The following is a 14,919-nucleotide window of genomic DNA, read 5'->3' on the forward strand; positions in this document are numbered from 1 at the left end:
GATGAATAATCCCAGCGCAGCGCTTAGCCACTGGCAGGCGTTACATGCTCAGAGCATTGCTATGCTAAATCTCGCACATTCTGGTCAATGGGATGCGCTTATCGAGCAGGAAATGCATTACGTACAACTGGTGGAAAGGATTTCTCAAACGCCCATCATGTCATGCCCTCCGGCTCAGGTTGAGCAAGCGCGTGCGCTGCTGGAAATGATCCTTGAAAATGAAAATGCGCTTAAGGCGCTGCTGAAAGTCCGCATGGACGAACTGCGCAGTCTGATCGATCAAACCGGCAAACAGCAATCCATCACGTCTACCTATGGAAAGCTGTCAGGGAATATTCTTTATCCAGAAAGTTTTACCCGCGACACACAACTATGATTTCTTCATCCATACTCCAGAAGTCTGCCAATGGCTTCTGGAGCAAGGATGATGAAAAACCCCACCCTGTTACAATGTTTTCACTGGTACTACCCTGCTGGCGGTGAATTGTGGCGAGAGGTCACGGCGTTAGCACCCAATCTTAACGAAATCGGTATCAACATGATCTGGCTACCGCCCGCCTATAAAGGCGCGTCAGGCGGCTATTCTGTCGGCTATGACTCCTATGACCTGTTCGATCTGGGCGAGTTTGACCAGAAAGGCAGTATCGCCACCAAATACGGTGACAAAGCGCAACTGCTGGAGGCCATCGACGCCCTCAAGCGCAACGACATTGCCGTGCTGCTGGACGTGGTGGTCAACCACAAAATGGGCGCCGATGAAAAAGAGCCTGTGCGCGTTCAGCGCGTGAACGAGCAGGATCGCACGCAAATCGATGATGAGGTCATCGAGTGTGAAGCCTGGACCCGCTATACCTTCCCTGCCCGCGCCGGGCAATATTCCCAGTTCATCTGGGACTACAAATGCTTCAGCGGCGTCGACCACATTGAAAACCCCGATGAAGACGGCATCTTTAAAATCGTCAACGACTACACCGGCGAAGGCTGGAACGATCAGGTTGATGATGAGATGGGTAATTTCGACTATCTGATGGGCGAAAATATCGACTTTCGCAATCACGCCGTCACCGAGGAGATCAAATACTGGGCCCGTTGGGTCATGGAACAGACGGGCTGCGACGGTTTTCGTCTGGACGCCGTCAAGCATATTCCCGCCTGGTTCTACAAAGAGTGGATTGAGCACGTCCAGGAAGTCGCCGACCAGCCGCTGTTTATCGTGGCGGAATACTGGTCCCACGAGGTGGATAAGCTTCAGGCCTATATTGACCAGGTCGAAGGCAAAACCATGCTGTTTGATGCCCCCCTGCAGATGAAATTCCACGAGGCGTCACGTCAGGGTCGGGATTACGACATGAGCCAAATCTTCACCGGCACGCTGGTGGAAGCCGATCCGTTTCATGCGGTGACCCTCGTCGCGAACCATGACACCCAGCCTTTGCAGGCGCTGGAAGCCCCGGTCGAAGCCTGGTTTAAACCGCTGGCGTATGCGCTGATCCTGCTGCGGGAAAATGGCGTGCCGAGCGTCTTTTATCCGGACCTCTTTGGCGCCAGCTATGACGATACGGGTGGAGACGGAGAGACGTACCATATTGATATGCCGGTCATTGAGCAGCTCCACGAGCTGATCCTCGCGCGCCAGCGTTTTGCCCACGGCGTGCAGACGCTGTTTTTTGACCATCCTAACTGCATCGCCTTCAGCCGCAGCGGTACGGATGACGATCCCGGCTGCGTGGTGGTGATGTCGAACGGCGACGACGGCGAGAAGGTAATTTGCCTGGGGGAAAACTACGGTAATAAAACGTGGCGTGATTTTCTCGGCAATCGCGAAGAAACGGTCACCACAGCGGCGGATGGCGAAGGAACGTTTACCTGCAAAGGCGGAAGCGTCAGCGTGTGGGTGATTGAGGATGCGTTGTAGAAACAATGCCGGGTGGCGCTGACGCTTACCCGGCAAAAAAACGGCTACGGTAGTTTACTCGCCAGCGGATTCTTGCTCAGGTAATCGGCACACTCAACCGTTGGGCGATCGACCTTCTGCAGCTCCAGCCCGTCGTACTCAAGCGTCGAGCCATCGCGCTCCAGCGGATAGATATCCAGCTTACGCGTCACGTTGTAATAACTGTCTGAACGCAGCATGATTTTACCCGGCACGGCAATCACGCGCTGCCACTGACGGCAGTCCAGCGTATCGCCCTCTTCCGTCACCACCAGCGTGGCAATCGCTTCAGGGCTGACCATGTTGCTCTGCGGCCCTTTCGACTGCCAGTATCCCGCCAGATGCGCCGGGACAGGATGCTTGATCACGTCGTTATAATTATCGACCTGAACGCACCCGGTCAGTGCCAGCAGCGCGCCAGCAATTGCTATTTTTTTCATCATCTTTCCTGCATTCGAAGAAAAAAATATTGTGGCATTAAAGCGCTGCGGCTGCCAGCGAAGATCGACAGGTCTTAGACCTGCATCCCCATCACTTCCTGGTAGGCCGACACCAGCTTGTTACGCACCTGGATCCCCATCTGCAGGGAAACCGAGGCTTTTTGCAAATCGGTCATCACATCATTTAGCGCCACGCCCGGCTCGCCGAGGGTGAACTTCTCAGCCTGAGTGCGCGCTGCTGTCTGGGTATCACTGATACGGTCAAGAGCGGCATGCAGTTGCCCTGCAAAGCTGATGCTTGGCTGCTGATCTGCCACATTCTGGTTACGGGCCGTCATCGCCGTTGCCTGCAACTGACTGATTACCCCTTCAATGCCCTGTATAGCCATGACTCTCCCCTGGATGGTTTTTTACGCGGTCAAGACTAACAGCTTGTCAATAAGATAATGGCGGTAAATAGCATGAAAAAACCAGGTTATTTGACGCATAGAAAATCACGAATCATCAAATAATGGCAGGGCCATCAATATGGAACTTTTGTCGTGTTTGCCGACCCGGGAGTCAGTTTTGTTTCTCTACACGAATAACGTAAACCACCAGGATTTAAGAGGTGCGCAATGAGTGCAACAGCATCGACAGCGCCGCAGAATAAATCACTCGAGTGGATGAACCGCCTTCGCGCGAATCCTAAAATCCCGTTGATCGTGGCAGGCGCTGCCGCAATTGCGATCCTTGTAGCGATGGTCCTGTGGGCGAAAAGCCCTGATTACCGGACGCTCTACAGTAACCTTTCCGATCAGGATGGTGGCGCCATCGTCACCCAGCTGACCCAGATGAACATCCCTTATCGCTTTGCCGATAATGGCGGTGCGCTGGAGGTCCCGGCAGATAAGGTGCACGAACTGCGTCTGCGCCTGGCCCAGCAGGGGCTGCCGAAAGGCGGCGCGGTAGGCTTTGAGCTACTGGATCAGGAAAAATTCGGTATCAGCCAGTTCAGCGAGCAGGTGAACTACCAGCGTGCGCTGGAAGGTGAACTGGCCCGCACCATTGAAACATTAGGCCCGGTGAAGAGCGCCCGCGTGCACCTGGCGATGCCTAAACCTTCCTTATTTGTCCGCGAACAGAAATCACCTTCGGCTTCCGTGACCGTGAACCTTGAGCCTGGCCGCGCGCTGGACGAAGGGCAAATCAGCGCGGTGACGCATCTCGTCTCCAGCGCCGTCGCCGGTCTGCCGCCGGGTAACGTGACGCTGGTTGACCAGAGCGGTCACCTGCTGACGCAATCCAACACCGCCGGTCGCGATCTGAATGACGCGCAGCTGAAATATGCCGCCGATGTCGAAAGCCGTCTCCAGCGTCGTATCGAAGCGATCCTCGGCCCGGTTGTGGGCAACAGCAACGTGCACGCGCAGGTCACCGCGCAGATCGACTTCTCGAATAAAGAACAAACCGAAGAGCAGTACAGCCCGAACGGCGATGCGGCTCAGGCGGTCATGCGTTCGCGTCAAATCAACTCCAGCGAGCAGGTTGGCGGTGCCTACCCGGGCGGCGTGCCGGGCGCGCTGTCTAACCAGCCTGCCCCGGCAAACGCGGCGCCGATCTCTACGCCGCCGGCCAATCAGCAGAACGGCCAGCAAAATAATCAGCAGACCACCTCTACGGCGAATAACAGCGGCCCACGAAACACCAGCCGTAACGAAACCACGAACTACGAAGTGGATAGAACGATTCGTCACACTAAACTGAACGTGGGCGATATTCAGCGTCTCTCTGTTGCGGTAGTGGTGAACTACAAAACGCTGGCGGATGGCAAACCGTTGCCGTTGACCGCCGAGCAGATGAAGCAGATTGAAAACCTGACCCGTGAAGCGATGGGTTACTCCGAGAAGCGCGGCGATACCCTCAACGTGGTGAACTCACCGTTCAACTCGGTTGAAGAGACCGGCGGTGAACTGCCGTTCTGGCAACAGCAGGCGTTTATCGACCAGCTGATGTCCGCAGGACGCTGGCTGCTGGTGCTGATTGTCGCGTGGCTGCTGTGGCGTAAGGGCGTTCGTCCACAGCTCCAGCGCCGTGCCGAAGCTGAAAAAGCGGCTCGCGAGCAGATGAATGCGCGTCAGGAAACGGAAGAAGCGGTTGAAGTTCGCCTCAGTAAAGATGAACAGATGCAGCAGCGCCGTGCTAACCAGCGCATGGGTGCCGAGGTGATGAGCCAGCGCATTCGCGAAATGTCAGATAACGATCCGCGCGTCGTGGCGCTGGTCATCCGCCAGTGGATGGGTAACGAACATGAGTAATACGCTTACGGGCACCGATAAAAGCGTCATCCTGTTGATGACCATTGGCGAAGATCGCGCGGCAGAGGTGTTTAAACACCTCTCCCAGCGAGAGGTACAGATTCTCAGTGCGGCCATGGCCAACGTGCGCCAAATCTCCAACAAACAGCTGACCGAAGTGCTGTCGGAGTTTGAGCAGGAAGCCGAACAGTTTGCCGCGCTCAACGTCAACGCCAACGACTACCTGCGTTCCGTGCTGGTCAAGGCGCTGGGCGAAGAGCGTGCCGCCAGCCTGCTGGAAGATATTCTGGAAACGCGCGATACCGCCAGCGGTATCGAAACGCTCAACTTTATGGAACCGCAGAGTGCCGCCGACCTTATTCGCGACGAGCACCCGCAGATTATCGCCACCATCCTTGTCCACCTCAAACGTGGTCAGGCAGCCGATATTCTGGCGCTGTTCGAAGAGCGCCTGCGTCACGATGTGATGCTGCGTATCGCCACCTTCGGCGGCGTCCAGCCTGCCGCGCTGGCGGAGCTGACCGAGGTGCTGAACAACCTGCTCGACGGTCAGAACCTCAAGCGCAGCAAAATGGGCGGCGTGAGAACGGCGGCGGAAATCATCAACCTGATGAAAACGCAGCAGGAAGAGGCCGTCATTACGGCGGTTCGCGAATTCGACGGCGAGCTGGCACAGAAAATCATCGACGAGATGTTCCTGTTCGAAAACCTCGTCGAAGTGGACGACCGCAGCATCCAGCGCCTGCTCCAGGAAGTGGATTCCGAGTCGCTGCTTATCGCCCTCAAAGGCGCCGAGCAGCCGCTGCGCGAGAAGTTCCTGCGCAACATGTCTCAGCGTGCGGCCGATATCCTGCGCGACGACCTTGCCAACCGCGGCCCGGTTCGTCTGTCTCAGGTGGAAAACGAACAGAAAGCCATTCTGCTTATTGTTCGTCGTCTGGCGGAAACCGGCGAGATGGTGATTGGCAGCGGAGACGACACCTATGTCTAATGAGCTGCCGTGGAAGCGCTGGACGCCGGACGATCTGGCCCCTCCCCTCTCCGAGTTCACGCCAGCCGTGATCCCGACCGAGGAGCTTGACCCGGACGTCGAACAGCCTGAGCTAAGCGAAGAAGAGCAGCAAGCACAGATGCTGGCTCAGCTGCAAATGCAGGCGCACGAGCAGGGCTACAATGCCGGTCTGAACGAAGGCCGGCAGAAAGGCCACGAGCTGGGGTATCAGGAAGGCCTGTCAAAAGGGTTAGAGCACGGTATCGATCAGGCGCGCCAGCAGCAGGCGCCGATCCATGCCCGCATGCAGCAGCTGGTCAGCGAGTTTCAGCACACGCTGGACGCGCTGGACAGCGTGATTGCCTCGCGACTGATGCAGATGGCGCTGGAAGCCGCGCGTCAGGTGATCGGCCAGACGCCCGTCGTGGATAACACGGCGCTGATCAAACAAATTCAGGGCCTGCTGCAGCAGGAGCCGCTGTTCAGCGGTAAGCCGCAGCTGCGCGTCCATCCGGACGACCTGCAGCGCGTGGAAGAGAGCCTGGGCGCGACGCTAAACCTGCACGGCTGGCGTCTGCGCGGCGATCCGTCGTTACATCACGGCGGCTGCAAAGTCTCAGCCGATGAAGGCGATCTGGATGCCAGCGTCGCCACCCGCTGGCAGGAACTGTGCCGCCTGGCGGCACCGGGAGTCGTCTGATGACCGCACGCCTCACCCGCTGGCTCACCACGCTCGACAATTTTGAGACGAAGATGGCGCAACTGCCCTCTGTTCGTCGTTATGGACGACTGACGCGCGCCACCGGTCTGGTACTGGAGGCCACCGGCCTGCAGCTGCCGCTGGGCGCGACCTGCGTGATCGAGCGTCAGGACGGTCTGGAAACGCGTGAAGTGGAAAGCGAAGTGGTCGGGTTCAACGGTCAGCGCCTGTTCCTGATGCCGCTTGAAGAGGTGGAAGGCATTCTGCCCGGCGCGCGCGTGTATGCCAAAAACACCTCTGGCGATGGGCTGCAAAGCGGGAAACAGCTGCCGCTTGGTCCTGCCCTGCTGGGGCGCGTGCTGGACGGCAGCGGGAAGCCGCTCGACGGGCTGCCCTCGCCGGACACCACCGAAACCGGCGCATTAATCACCCAGCCGTTTAACCCCCTGCAGCGAACCCCTATCGAGCATGTGCTCGATACCGGCGTACGCCCGATTAACGCCCTGCTGACCGTGGGACGCGGACAACGTATGGGCCTCTTCGCCGGGTCAGGCGTGGGTAAATCCGTTCTGCTCGGCATGATGGCGCGCTATACCCAGGCGGACGTTATCGTCGTGGGCCTGATCGGCGAACGTGGTCGCGAAGTTAAAGATTTCATTGAAAACATTCTGGGTGCGGAAGGCCGTGCCCGCTCGGTGGTCATTGCCGCACCGGCAGACGTATCGCCGTTACTGCGTATGCAGGGGGCAGCGTATGCCACCCGCATCGCCGAAGATTTTCGTGACCGCGGCAAGCACGTGCTGCTGATCATGGATTCGCTGACCCGCTACGCGATGGCGCAGCGTGAAATCGCGCTGGCTATCGGTGAGCCACCGGCGACCAAAGGCTACCCGCCTTCGGTCTTCGCCAAACTCCCTGCCCTGGTGGAACGTGCGGGGAACGGTATCAGCGGCGGCGGCTCCATCACCGCGTTCTATACGGTGCTGACCGAAGGCGATGACCAGCAGGATCCGATTGCCGACTCCGCGCGCGCGATCCTTGACGGCCACATTGTGCTGTCGCGTCGTCTCGCCGAAGCCGGACACTATCCGGCAATTGATATTGAAGCCTCTATCAGCCGCGCAATGACGGCGCTGATAACCGAGAAGCACTACGCCCGCGTGCGTAACTTTAAACAACTCCTCTCCAGCTTCCAGCGCAACCGCGATCTGGTCAGCGTGGGGGCGTATGCCAAAGGCAGCGACCCGATGCTCGACAAAGCGATTACCCTGTGGCCGCAGCTGGAGGCATTTTTACAACAAGGTATTTTTGAACGTGCCAACTGGGAAGATTCAATTCAGGCACTGGAGCTGATTTTCCCGCAGGTGTAACACAGGTGGAGGGCGAAGGTCATGGCGCAAAACAGCGCGTTATCAACGCTGAAAGATCTGGCTGAAAAAGAAGTTGATGATGCCGCATTGCAGCTTGGCGCAATGCGACGCGGGTGCCAGCAGGCTGAAGAACAGTTGAAGATGTTAATCGACTATCAGCATGAATATCGCACCAACCTCAATACCGATATGACACAGGGCATTGGAAGCCAGCGCTGGATTAACTATCAGCAGTTTATCCAGACGCTGGAGAAGGCGATAGATCAGCATCGCCAGCAGCTTCACCAGTGGACCCAGAAAGTCGATACCGCGCTGAATTTCTGGCGCGAGAAGAAGCAGCGACTGCAGGCCTGGCAGACCTTACAGGACCGACAGATTGCGGCAACGACCCTGGCGGAAAACCGTCTGGATCAGAAAAAAATGGATGAGTTTGCCCAGCGCGCATCAATGAGGAAACCGGAATGATCACACTGCAACAACTGCTGATGAGCGACAGCGACCTGTCAGGCGGTACGCAGACGGGGAAAGGCACCGACGGTGCACAGGACTTTCTCGCGCTGCTCGCGGGCTCCCTGTCGGACGCGACGGGCAAGGGCAAAGATGCGCCACTGACCCTGGCTGACCTTAAAGCCGCCGGCAGCAAGCTGTCCCACGTTGCTCAGGACGCCAAAGGGGATACCACCCTGCAGGCCAAAATTGCCGACCTGCTCTCGCGCCAAACCGCGCTGAATGGCGACGAGACGGCGCCCGTCACCTCGCTTGATACGCTGGTTTCCGGACTGGTGCCGCTGTCTAAAGGTGACGCACTGAAGACAATCAATGCCGCGAACAGCAAAGATGACGGTAAAAGCGAGCTGAGCGAAGAGGAGCTGGCCGGATTGAGCGCCCTGATGGCGATGCTGCCGCACCAGCAAACTACCGCCTCTCGTGTAGCTGGCAGTGACGGCGTTTCCGCCACCGCAACGCTGAGTACAGCGGCGCTTGCGCAAAACGGCGCGGGCCAACCGTCCCTGAACGCGCTTCCGGGAAGCCATGATAAAGCGCTGAGTGCTGCGCCTTATCAGAGCCAGGCGAAAAACAGCGACCCGGCCCTGTCGGGCAACGCGCCGGCCACGCCGGTCGTGGCTGCAACCACAGAGAAGCAGGAGCTCGCCAGCGCCTCCTCCTCATCATCGCCGACGGCTACCCTGGCACCGATTATGTCCAGCCATGCAACCAGTCAGACGGCCGCCACCGTTGCTCCCGCGCCGGTGTTAAGCCAGCCTCTGGGCACGCATGAATGGCAGCAGTCCCTGAGCCAGCACATCACCCTGTTCACCAAACAGGGCCAGCAGACGGCCGAGCTGCGTCTGCACCCGGAAGATCTGGGTCAGGTGCAAATTTCGCTTAAGCTGGATGATAACCAGGCGCAGTTGCAGATGGTCTCTGCGCACAGCCATGTCCGCGCGGCGCTGGAAGCCGCGCTGCCGGTACTGCGAACCTCGCTGGCAGAAAACGGCATTCAGCTTGCGCAGAGCAGCGTCAGCAGCGAGAGCTTTGCCGGGCAGCAGCAGTCCTCATCCCAGCAGCAGCACCAGGCTTCGCGTTCCGGCAACACCGGCGGTTTTAATGAAGAGAGCGATGAACTACTGCCCGTTCCTGCCGCCCTGCAATCCGCCGCGCGCGGTAACAGTGCCGTAGACATCTTCGCCTAAACGCCAGAGGTAGCGTGATTATCCCCGTCTTTTCCACGCTTTGACGACAGCAGGACACGGGATAATCACCTTATTAAGCTGTACCGAAACAGGAAGCTCGTATCAGATGACTGACTCCGCTATCACCAAAAAAAGTAAGCGTTCCATCTGGATCCCGCTGCTGGTGTTGATCACGCTCGCCGCCTGCGCTACCGCGGGCTATAGTTACTGGCGTATGCAGCAGGAACCTTCGACCGCTGCGGCCAAAGCCGAACCTGCACCGCCACCGGCGCCGGTATTTTTCCCTCTGGACACCTTCACCGTGAATCTCGGTGACGCGGATCGTGTGCTGTACGTCGGTATTACGCTGCGCCTGAAGGATGAAGCCACGCGCGCGCGTCTGAATGATTATCTTCCGGAGGTGCGTAGCCGCCTTCTGCTGCTGTTCTCTCGTCAGGACGCTTCGGCGCTGGCCACCGATGTGGGTAAGCAAAAGCTGGTCGACGCCATTAAACAAACGCTGGCGACCCCGCTGGTAAACGGCCAACCTAAGCAGGAAGTCACTGACGTTCTGTATACAGCCTTCATTCTGCGGTAACGACATGGGCGACAGTATTCTTTCTCAGGCAGAAATCGATGCGCTGCTCAACGGCGACAGCGATAAAAGTGATGATCCGCAACCGGGTATCGGCGGCGATAGCGATATTCGTCCCTATGACCCGAATACCCAGCGTCGCGTGGTACGTGAACGTCTGCAGGCGCTGGAGATCATTAACGAACGTTTTGCACGTCAGTTCCGTATGGGGCTGTTTAACCTGCTGCGTCGTAGCCCGGATATCACGGTCGGTGCGATCCGCATTCAGCCGTATCATGAGTTTGCCCGCAACCTGCCGGTGCCAACCAACCTTAACCTGATTCATCTGAAGCCGCTGCGCGGTACCGGTCTGGTGGTGTTTTCCCCAAGCCTGGTGTTCATTGCGGTGGATAACCTGTTCGGCGGCGACGGGCGTTTCCCGACCAAAGTAGAAGGTCGTGAATTCACCCACACCGAACAGCGCGTCATTAACCGCATGCTGAAGCTGGCGCTGGAGTCTTACAGCGACGCGTGGAAAGCGATTAACCCGCTGGAAGTGGAGTACGTCCGTTCTGAGATGCAGGTGAAATTTACCAATATCACCACCTCCCCGAACGATATCGTCGTGAACACCCCGTTCCACGTGGAGATCGGTAACCTGACCGGCGAGTTCAACATCTGCCTGCCGTTCAGCATGATCGAACCGCTGCGCGAGCTGCTGGTTAACCCGCCGCTGGAGAACTCTCGCAACGAAGACCAGAACTGGCGTGAAAACCTGGTCCGCCAGGTCCAGCATTCGCAGCTTGAGCTGGTGGCGAGCTTCGCCGATATCCCGCTGCGGTTATCTCAGATCCTGAAATTACAACCCGGTGATGTTTTGCCGATAGAAAAACCCGACCGCATTATTGCCCATGTGGATGGTGTCCCCGTGCTGACTAGCCAGTACGGCACGATTAACGGTCAGTATGCGTTACGCGTTGAGCACTTGATCAACCCGATTTTGAATTCGCTGAATGAGGAACAGCCCAAATGAGTGACATGAACAATCCGTCCGATGAAAACAGCGGAGCACTGGACGATCTGTGGGCTGACGCGTTAAACGAGCAAAAAGCGACCCCGGCCAAAAGCGCAGCGGATGCCGTATTCCAGCAGCTCGGCGGCGGTGATGTCAGCGGCACGCTGCAGGACATCGACCTGATTATGGATATCCCGGTTAAGCTGACCGTTGAACTGGGACGCACCCGTATGACCATTAAAGAGCTGCTGCGCCTGACGCAGGGTTCCGTGGTGGCCCTTGACGGCCTGGCCGGTGAGCCGCTGGATATTCTGATCAACGGCTATCTGATTGCTCAGGGTGAAGTGGTGGTGGTAGCCGATAAATACGGCGTACGTATCACCGACATCATTACCCCGTCTGAACGTATGCGTCGTCTGAGCCGTTAAGCATGAAAACCCAGGCAACACTATCGCAACCTTCTGCCGTTCCCGGCTCACCTCTGCTCCAGGTGAGCGGGGCGTTGTTCGGTATTATTGCCTTTATTCTTATCGCCGCCTGGCTGGCGAAGCGCTTTGGCCTGGCGGGGAAAACCGCCGGCGCCCGCGGGCTGAAGGTCAGCGCCAGCACCACCCTGGGACCACGTGAACGTGTGGTCATCGTCGAGGTGGACGATGCGCGTCTGGTTCTGGGCGTCACGGCGTCAAACATCAGCGTATTACATAAGCTGCCGCCCGCCCCTGCTGTGGTGGACGAGCGTGCAGAGGCCCCTGCGGATTTCCAGTCCGTGATGAAGAGTTTGCTTAAGCGTTCCGGGAGATCCTGATGCGCCGTTTGTTATCCCTGACGCTTGCGGGCGTTGGCCTGTTTGCTCCCGCGGTCTATGCGCAACTGCCCGGTCTGGTGTCAACCCCTCTCGCAGGCGGCGGCCAAAGCTGGTCGCTTCCGGTGCAGACGCTGGTGTTCATCACCTCGCTGACGTTTATTCCGGCTATCCTGCTGATGATGACCAGCTTCACCCGCATCATCATCGTTTTTGGTCTGCTGCGAAACGCGCTCGGCACCCCTTCCGCTCCGCCAAACCAGGTTCTGCTCGGACTGGCGCTGTTTTTGACCTTTTTCATTATGTCGCCGGTGATCGATAAGATTTACACCGACGCCTATCAGCCGTTCAGCGAAGATAAAATCTCCATGCAGGAAGCGCTGGATAAAGGCGCGCAGCCGCTGCGGGAATTTATGCTGCGCCAGACGCGCGAAGCGGATTTGGCCCTCTTTGCCCGCCTGTCCAACACCGGCGAGCTGCAAGGACCAGAAGCGGTACCCATGCGTATTCTGCTGCCCGCCTATGTGACCAGCGAGCTGAAAACCGCGTTCCAGATCGGCTTTACCATCTTTATCCCGTTCCTGATTATCGACCTGGTGATCGCCAGCGTCCTGATGGCGCTCGGGATGATGATGGTGCCGCCCGCGACCATCGCCCTGCCCTTTAAGATCATGCTCTTTGTGCTGGTCGACGGCTGGCAGCTTTTGGTCAGCTCGCTGGCGCAGAGTTTCTACAGTTAAGGAACGGCAATGACACCCGAATCGGTCATGATGATGGGCACGGAGGCGATGAAAATCGCGATTGCCGTTGCCGCTCCGCTGCTGCTTGTCGCGCTGGTTACCGGTCTGATTATCAGTATTCTGCAGGCCGCCACGCAGATTAACGAAATGACGCTGTCGTTCATCCCGAAAATCATCGCCGTGTTCGTGGCGATTATCGTGGCCGGACCGTGGATGCTGAACCTGCTGCTGGACTATATGCGCAACCTGTTTACCAATCTGCCGTACATCATCGGCTGACCTGACGATGCTGCACTTCACCAGCGACCAGTGGGTTCAGTGGCTCGGCGTCTACTTCTGGCCGATGCTGCGCATCATGGCGCTGATCTCCACCGCCCCCATTCTCAGCGAGAAATCGATACCCAAGCGTGTCAAAGTGGGGCTGGGGATTATCATCTCCATTATCGTCGCACCGTCTCTCCCTCCCGTGGATATTCCGATCTTCTCGGCGAATGCGGTGTGGGTCGCCCTGCAGCAGGTGATGATTGGCGTTGCCGTCGGCTTTACCATGCAGCTCGCTTTTGCCGCCGTGCGTACCGCGGGGGAACTGATTGGCCTGCAGATGGGGTTATCGTTCGCCACGTTTGTCGATCCCGGCAGTCATCTCAACATGCCGGTGCTGGCACGCATTATCGATCTGCTCGCCATGCTGCTGTTTCTGTCGTTCAACGGCCATCTGTGGCTTATCTCCATGCTGGTGGACACGTTCCATACGCTGCCGATTGGCGAAAATCCGGTAAACAGCAACGCTTTCCTGGCGCTCACTCGCGCCGCGGGGCTGATCTTCCTGAACGGGCTGATGCTGGCGCTGCCGATCATCACCCTGCTGCTGACCGTCAACCTGGCATTAGGTTTACTGAACCGAATGGCGCCGCAGCTTTCTGTGTTTGTCATTGGTTTTCCGTTAACGCTGACGGTCGGAATTTTATTAATGTCATTACTGATGCCACTGATCGCTCCCTTCTGTGAACATTTATTCGGCGAGATATTCAACCTGTTAGCGGATATTGTCAGCGAACTGCCTCGTAAATAATAGACCGTACTGTTGCTACTGTCTTTCTGAGGATATTCCTAAAATAAAACGCGAAAAACATCTTCCAGGATATATCTGACGCGGTTTAATTGTTTCTAACCACCTCACAATACTTAATATTTACTTTACTTTAAGAAGATTCCTGGCAAATTATACGTAACTTTACGGGATAGTGAGTCCGCCTGAAAGTCTTTGTCATGCTCACAGGTTTATTATTTTTTTCCATCCCGTATGGCTGTTTTGAGCTCTCAGGCAGATGGTGAATTATCGTTACGCATTGAGTGAGGGTATGCCATGTCAACGATCATTATGGATTTATGCAGCTACACCCGGCTAGGGTTAACCGGGTACCTGGCAAGCAGAGGGGTAAGAAAGAGAGACATCAACGATGCACACACCGTTGACGAACTCGCAGCCGCTTGTGACGAACTAAAACCAGGCGTGGTGTTTATTAATGAGGACTGTTTCATTCACGATCCAGCCAACAGTCAGCACATTAAGCAAATCATTAATCAGCATCCAAAAACCCTGTTTATTGTTTTTATGGCGATCGCGAATATCCATTTCGATGAGTATTTGTTGGTCCGTAAAAATTTATTGATCAGTTCTAAATCGATTAAACCCGAGTCGCTGGATGACATTTTGGGTGATTATTTGAATAAAGAAGTTAAAAATGTAGGAGCGGTTAACTTACCCACCCTATCATTAAGCAGGACTGAATCAAGTATGCTGCGAATGTGGATGGCGGGACAAGGAACTATTCAGATCTCCGACCAGATGAATATTAAAGCGAAAACCGTTTCATCACACAAAGGAAATATTAAACGGAAAATTAAAACGCATAATAAGCAAGTGATCTACCACGTGGTACGCCTGACCGATAATGTGACGAACGGGATTTTCGTCAACATGCGTTAGTCGCTTAAGACCCTGTGCACCCTACCTTTGATCTCTGGCCTGGCCAGAGATTTTTGCTTCTGCAGAGGGTGTCGGGCACGCGATATGCTACCCGACGCCGTGTTAGTCTGCTTTCTCAACAAAAATACCGTCCGGATGCCCCAGTTCGTTAAAAAACCAAATGCCGAGCGGGTAGTCTTCCAGTGATACCAGGTACATTGTCCCTTCGCTAAACTCTTCAATTGCCAGCACCACACCCGGGCGGCGCGGCCCACCGTCCGTTTTAACGGTTACCCGATCGTTGACCTTCATACATTCCTCCTCTGGTTTTGAGCCAGTGTAGAACAAAACGCAAAATCGCACATCGCCGCCCGGTGTGAATGGCGTTTTTATCTACAGTCTATACTTAGCGATG

The 14,919-nt window shown here is 56.6% G+C and carries 18 protein-coding genes and 1 pseudogene; 16 read left to right on the forward strand and 3 right to left on the reverse strand.

All coding sequences use genetic code 11. The features are described from left to right. Position 1 precedes the first annotated feature (1 nt). Both fliT and amyA read left to right on the forward strand, forming a co-directional pair. Positions 2-376, forward strand: coding sequence for a flagella biosynthesis regulatory protein FliT (fliT, locus tag ACMWJS_RS07800; RefSeq protein WP_045908165.1), 375 nt, complete (start codon positions 2-4; stop codon positions 374-376). 51 nt (positions 377-427) lie between these two features. Then, positions 428-1,915 (forward strand): alpha-amylase, encoded by a 1,488-nt coding sequence (gene amyA, locus ACMWJS_RS07805; RefSeq protein ID WP_048029478.1) that lies wholly within the window; start codon positions 428-430, stop codon positions 1,913-1,915. Between the two features lie 44 nt (positions 1,916-1,959). Here the strand turns inward: amyA and yedD are convergent, their stop codons facing one another. Together yedD and fliE are read right to left on the reverse strand one after the other, a co-directional pair. Continuing rightward, positions 1,960-2,373, reverse strand: a complete 414-nt coding sequence (gene yedD, locus ACMWJS_RS07810) for a lipoprotein YedD (protein WP_048029396.1) — start codon at positions 2,371-2,373, stop codon at positions 1,960-1,962. A 74-nt stretch (positions 2,374-2,447) separates the two neighbouring features. Next, positions 2,448-2,762: a flagellar hook-basal body complex protein FliE gene (gene fliE, locus ACMWJS_RS07815; RefSeq protein ID WP_008500329.1), complete on the reverse strand. Its 315-nt coding sequence runs from the start codon at positions 2,760-2,762 to the stop codon at positions 2,448-2,450. A gap of 228 nt (positions 2,763-2,990) precedes the next feature. Between fliE and fliF the strand changes: the two genes are divergently transcribed. From fliF to rcsA, 14 genes and pseudogenes are all read left to right on the forward strand, one after another. Next, positions 2,991-4,670 (forward strand): flagellar basal-body MS-ring/collar protein FliF, encoded by a 1,680-nt coding sequence (fliF, locus tag ACMWJS_RS07820; RefSeq protein WP_048029395.1) that lies wholly within the window; start codon positions 2,991-2,993, stop codon positions 4,668-4,670. Beyond that, positions 4,663-5,661, forward strand: coding sequence for a flagellar motor switch protein FliG (gene fliG / locus ACMWJS_RS07825; RefSeq protein ID WP_008500327.1), 999 nt, complete (start codon positions 4,663-4,665; stop codon positions 5,659-5,661). Before fliF ends, fliG begins: the two co-directional genes overlap by 8 nt. After that, positions 5,654-6,361 carry a flagellar assembly protein FliH gene (gene fliH, locus ACMWJS_RS07830; RefSeq protein ID WP_045908162.1) on the forward strand — a complete coding sequence of 236 codons (708 nt, stop codon included), beginning with the start codon at positions 5,654-5,656 and terminating at the stop codon, positions 6,359-6,361. The genes fliG and fliH overlap by 8 nt, the downstream gene beginning before the upstream one ends. Further along, positions 6,361-7,731, forward strand: a complete 1,371-nt coding sequence (fliI, locus tag ACMWJS_RS07835; RefSeq protein ID WP_045908161.1) for a flagellar protein export ATPase FliI — start codon at positions 6,361-6,363, stop codon at positions 7,729-7,731. Before fliH ends, fliI begins: the two co-directional genes overlap by 1 nt. 21 nt (positions 7,732-7,752) lie before the next feature. Further along, the gene (gene fliJ / locus ACMWJS_RS07840; RefSeq protein WP_021241386.1) at positions 7,753-8,196 is read left to right on the forward strand and encodes a flagellar export protein FliJ; all 444 of its coding nucleotides are present in this window, start codon (positions 7,753-7,755) and stop codon (positions 8,194-8,196) included. Beyond that, on the forward strand, positions 8,193-9,425 hold the full coding sequence (fliK, locus tag ACMWJS_RS07845) for a flagellar hook length control protein FliK (protein WP_414746895.1): 1,233 nt from the start codon (positions 8,193-8,195) through the stop codon (positions 9,423-9,425). The genes fliJ and fliK overlap by 4 nt, the downstream gene beginning before the upstream one ends. 106 nt (positions 9,426-9,531) lie before the next feature. Continuing rightward, positions 9,532-10,002 carry a flagellar basal body-associated protein FliL gene (gene fliL / locus ACMWJS_RS07850; protein WP_021241388.1) on the forward strand — a complete coding sequence of 157 codons (471 nt, stop codon included), beginning with the start codon at positions 9,532-9,534 and terminating at the stop codon, positions 10,000-10,002. A gap of 4 nt (positions 10,003-10,006) precedes the next feature. Beyond that, the gene (gene fliM, locus ACMWJS_RS07855; protein ID WP_008500320.1) at positions 10,007-11,011 is read left to right on the forward strand and encodes a flagellar motor switch protein FliM; all 1,005 of its coding nucleotides are present in this window, start codon (positions 10,007-10,009) and stop codon (positions 11,009-11,011) included. Then, on the forward strand, positions 11,008-11,421 hold the full coding sequence (gene fliN, locus ACMWJS_RS07860) for a flagellar motor switch protein FliN (protein ID WP_008500318.1): 414 nt from the start codon (positions 11,008-11,010) through the stop codon (positions 11,419-11,421). The genes fliM and fliN overlap by 4 nt, the downstream gene beginning before the upstream one ends. A 2-nt stretch (positions 11,422-11,423) precedes the next feature. Then, the gene (gene fliO, locus ACMWJS_RS07865) at positions 11,424-11,798 is read left to right on the forward strand and encodes a flagellar biosynthetic protein FliO (protein ID WP_028016024.1); all 375 of its coding nucleotides are present in this window, start codon (positions 11,424-11,426) and stop codon (positions 11,796-11,798) included. Then, on the forward strand, positions 11,798-12,535 hold the full coding sequence (gene fliP / locus ACMWJS_RS07870; protein ID WP_008500316.1) for a flagellar type III secretion system pore protein FliP: 738 nt from the start codon (positions 11,798-11,800) through the stop codon (positions 12,533-12,535). The genes fliO and fliP overlap by 1 nt, the downstream gene beginning before the upstream one ends. A 9-nt stretch (positions 12,536-12,544) precedes the next feature. Beyond that, positions 12,545-12,814 (forward strand): flagellar biosynthesis protein FliQ, encoded by a 270-nt coding sequence (fliQ, locus tag ACMWJS_RS07875; protein WP_008500315.1) that lies wholly within the window; start codon positions 12,545-12,547, stop codon positions 12,812-12,814. Between the two features lie 7 nt (positions 12,815-12,821). Beyond that, a pseudogene (fliR, locus tag ACMWJS_RS07880) lies at positions 12,822-13,614 on the forward strand (flagellar biosynthetic protein FliR); the annotation flags it as partial. 287 nt (positions 13,615-13,901) lie between these two features. Further along, the gene (gene rcsA, locus ACMWJS_RS07885) at positions 13,902-14,525 is read left to right on the forward strand and encodes a transcriptional regulator RcsA (protein ID WP_008500313.1); all 624 of its coding nucleotides are present in this window, start codon (positions 13,902-13,904) and stop codon (positions 14,523-14,525) included. A 102-nt stretch (positions 14,526-14,627) separates the two neighbouring features. Here the strand turns inward: rcsA and dsrB are convergent, their stop codons facing one another. Further along, complete coding sequence (dsrB, locus tag ACMWJS_RS07890) at positions 14,628-14,816, reverse strand: protein DsrB (protein WP_008500312.1); 189 nt, start codon at positions 14,814-14,816, stop codon at positions 14,628-14,630. Between the last annotated feature and the right edge of the window lie 103 nt (positions 14,817-14,919).

Origin of the sequence: Enterobacter sp. HK-058-C-ECC (assembly GCF_047531125.1) — a bacterium.
GTDB classification, from domain to species: domain Bacteria; phylum Pseudomonadota; class Gammaproteobacteria; order Enterobacterales; family Enterobacteriaceae; genus Enterobacter; species Enterobacter quasiroggenkampii.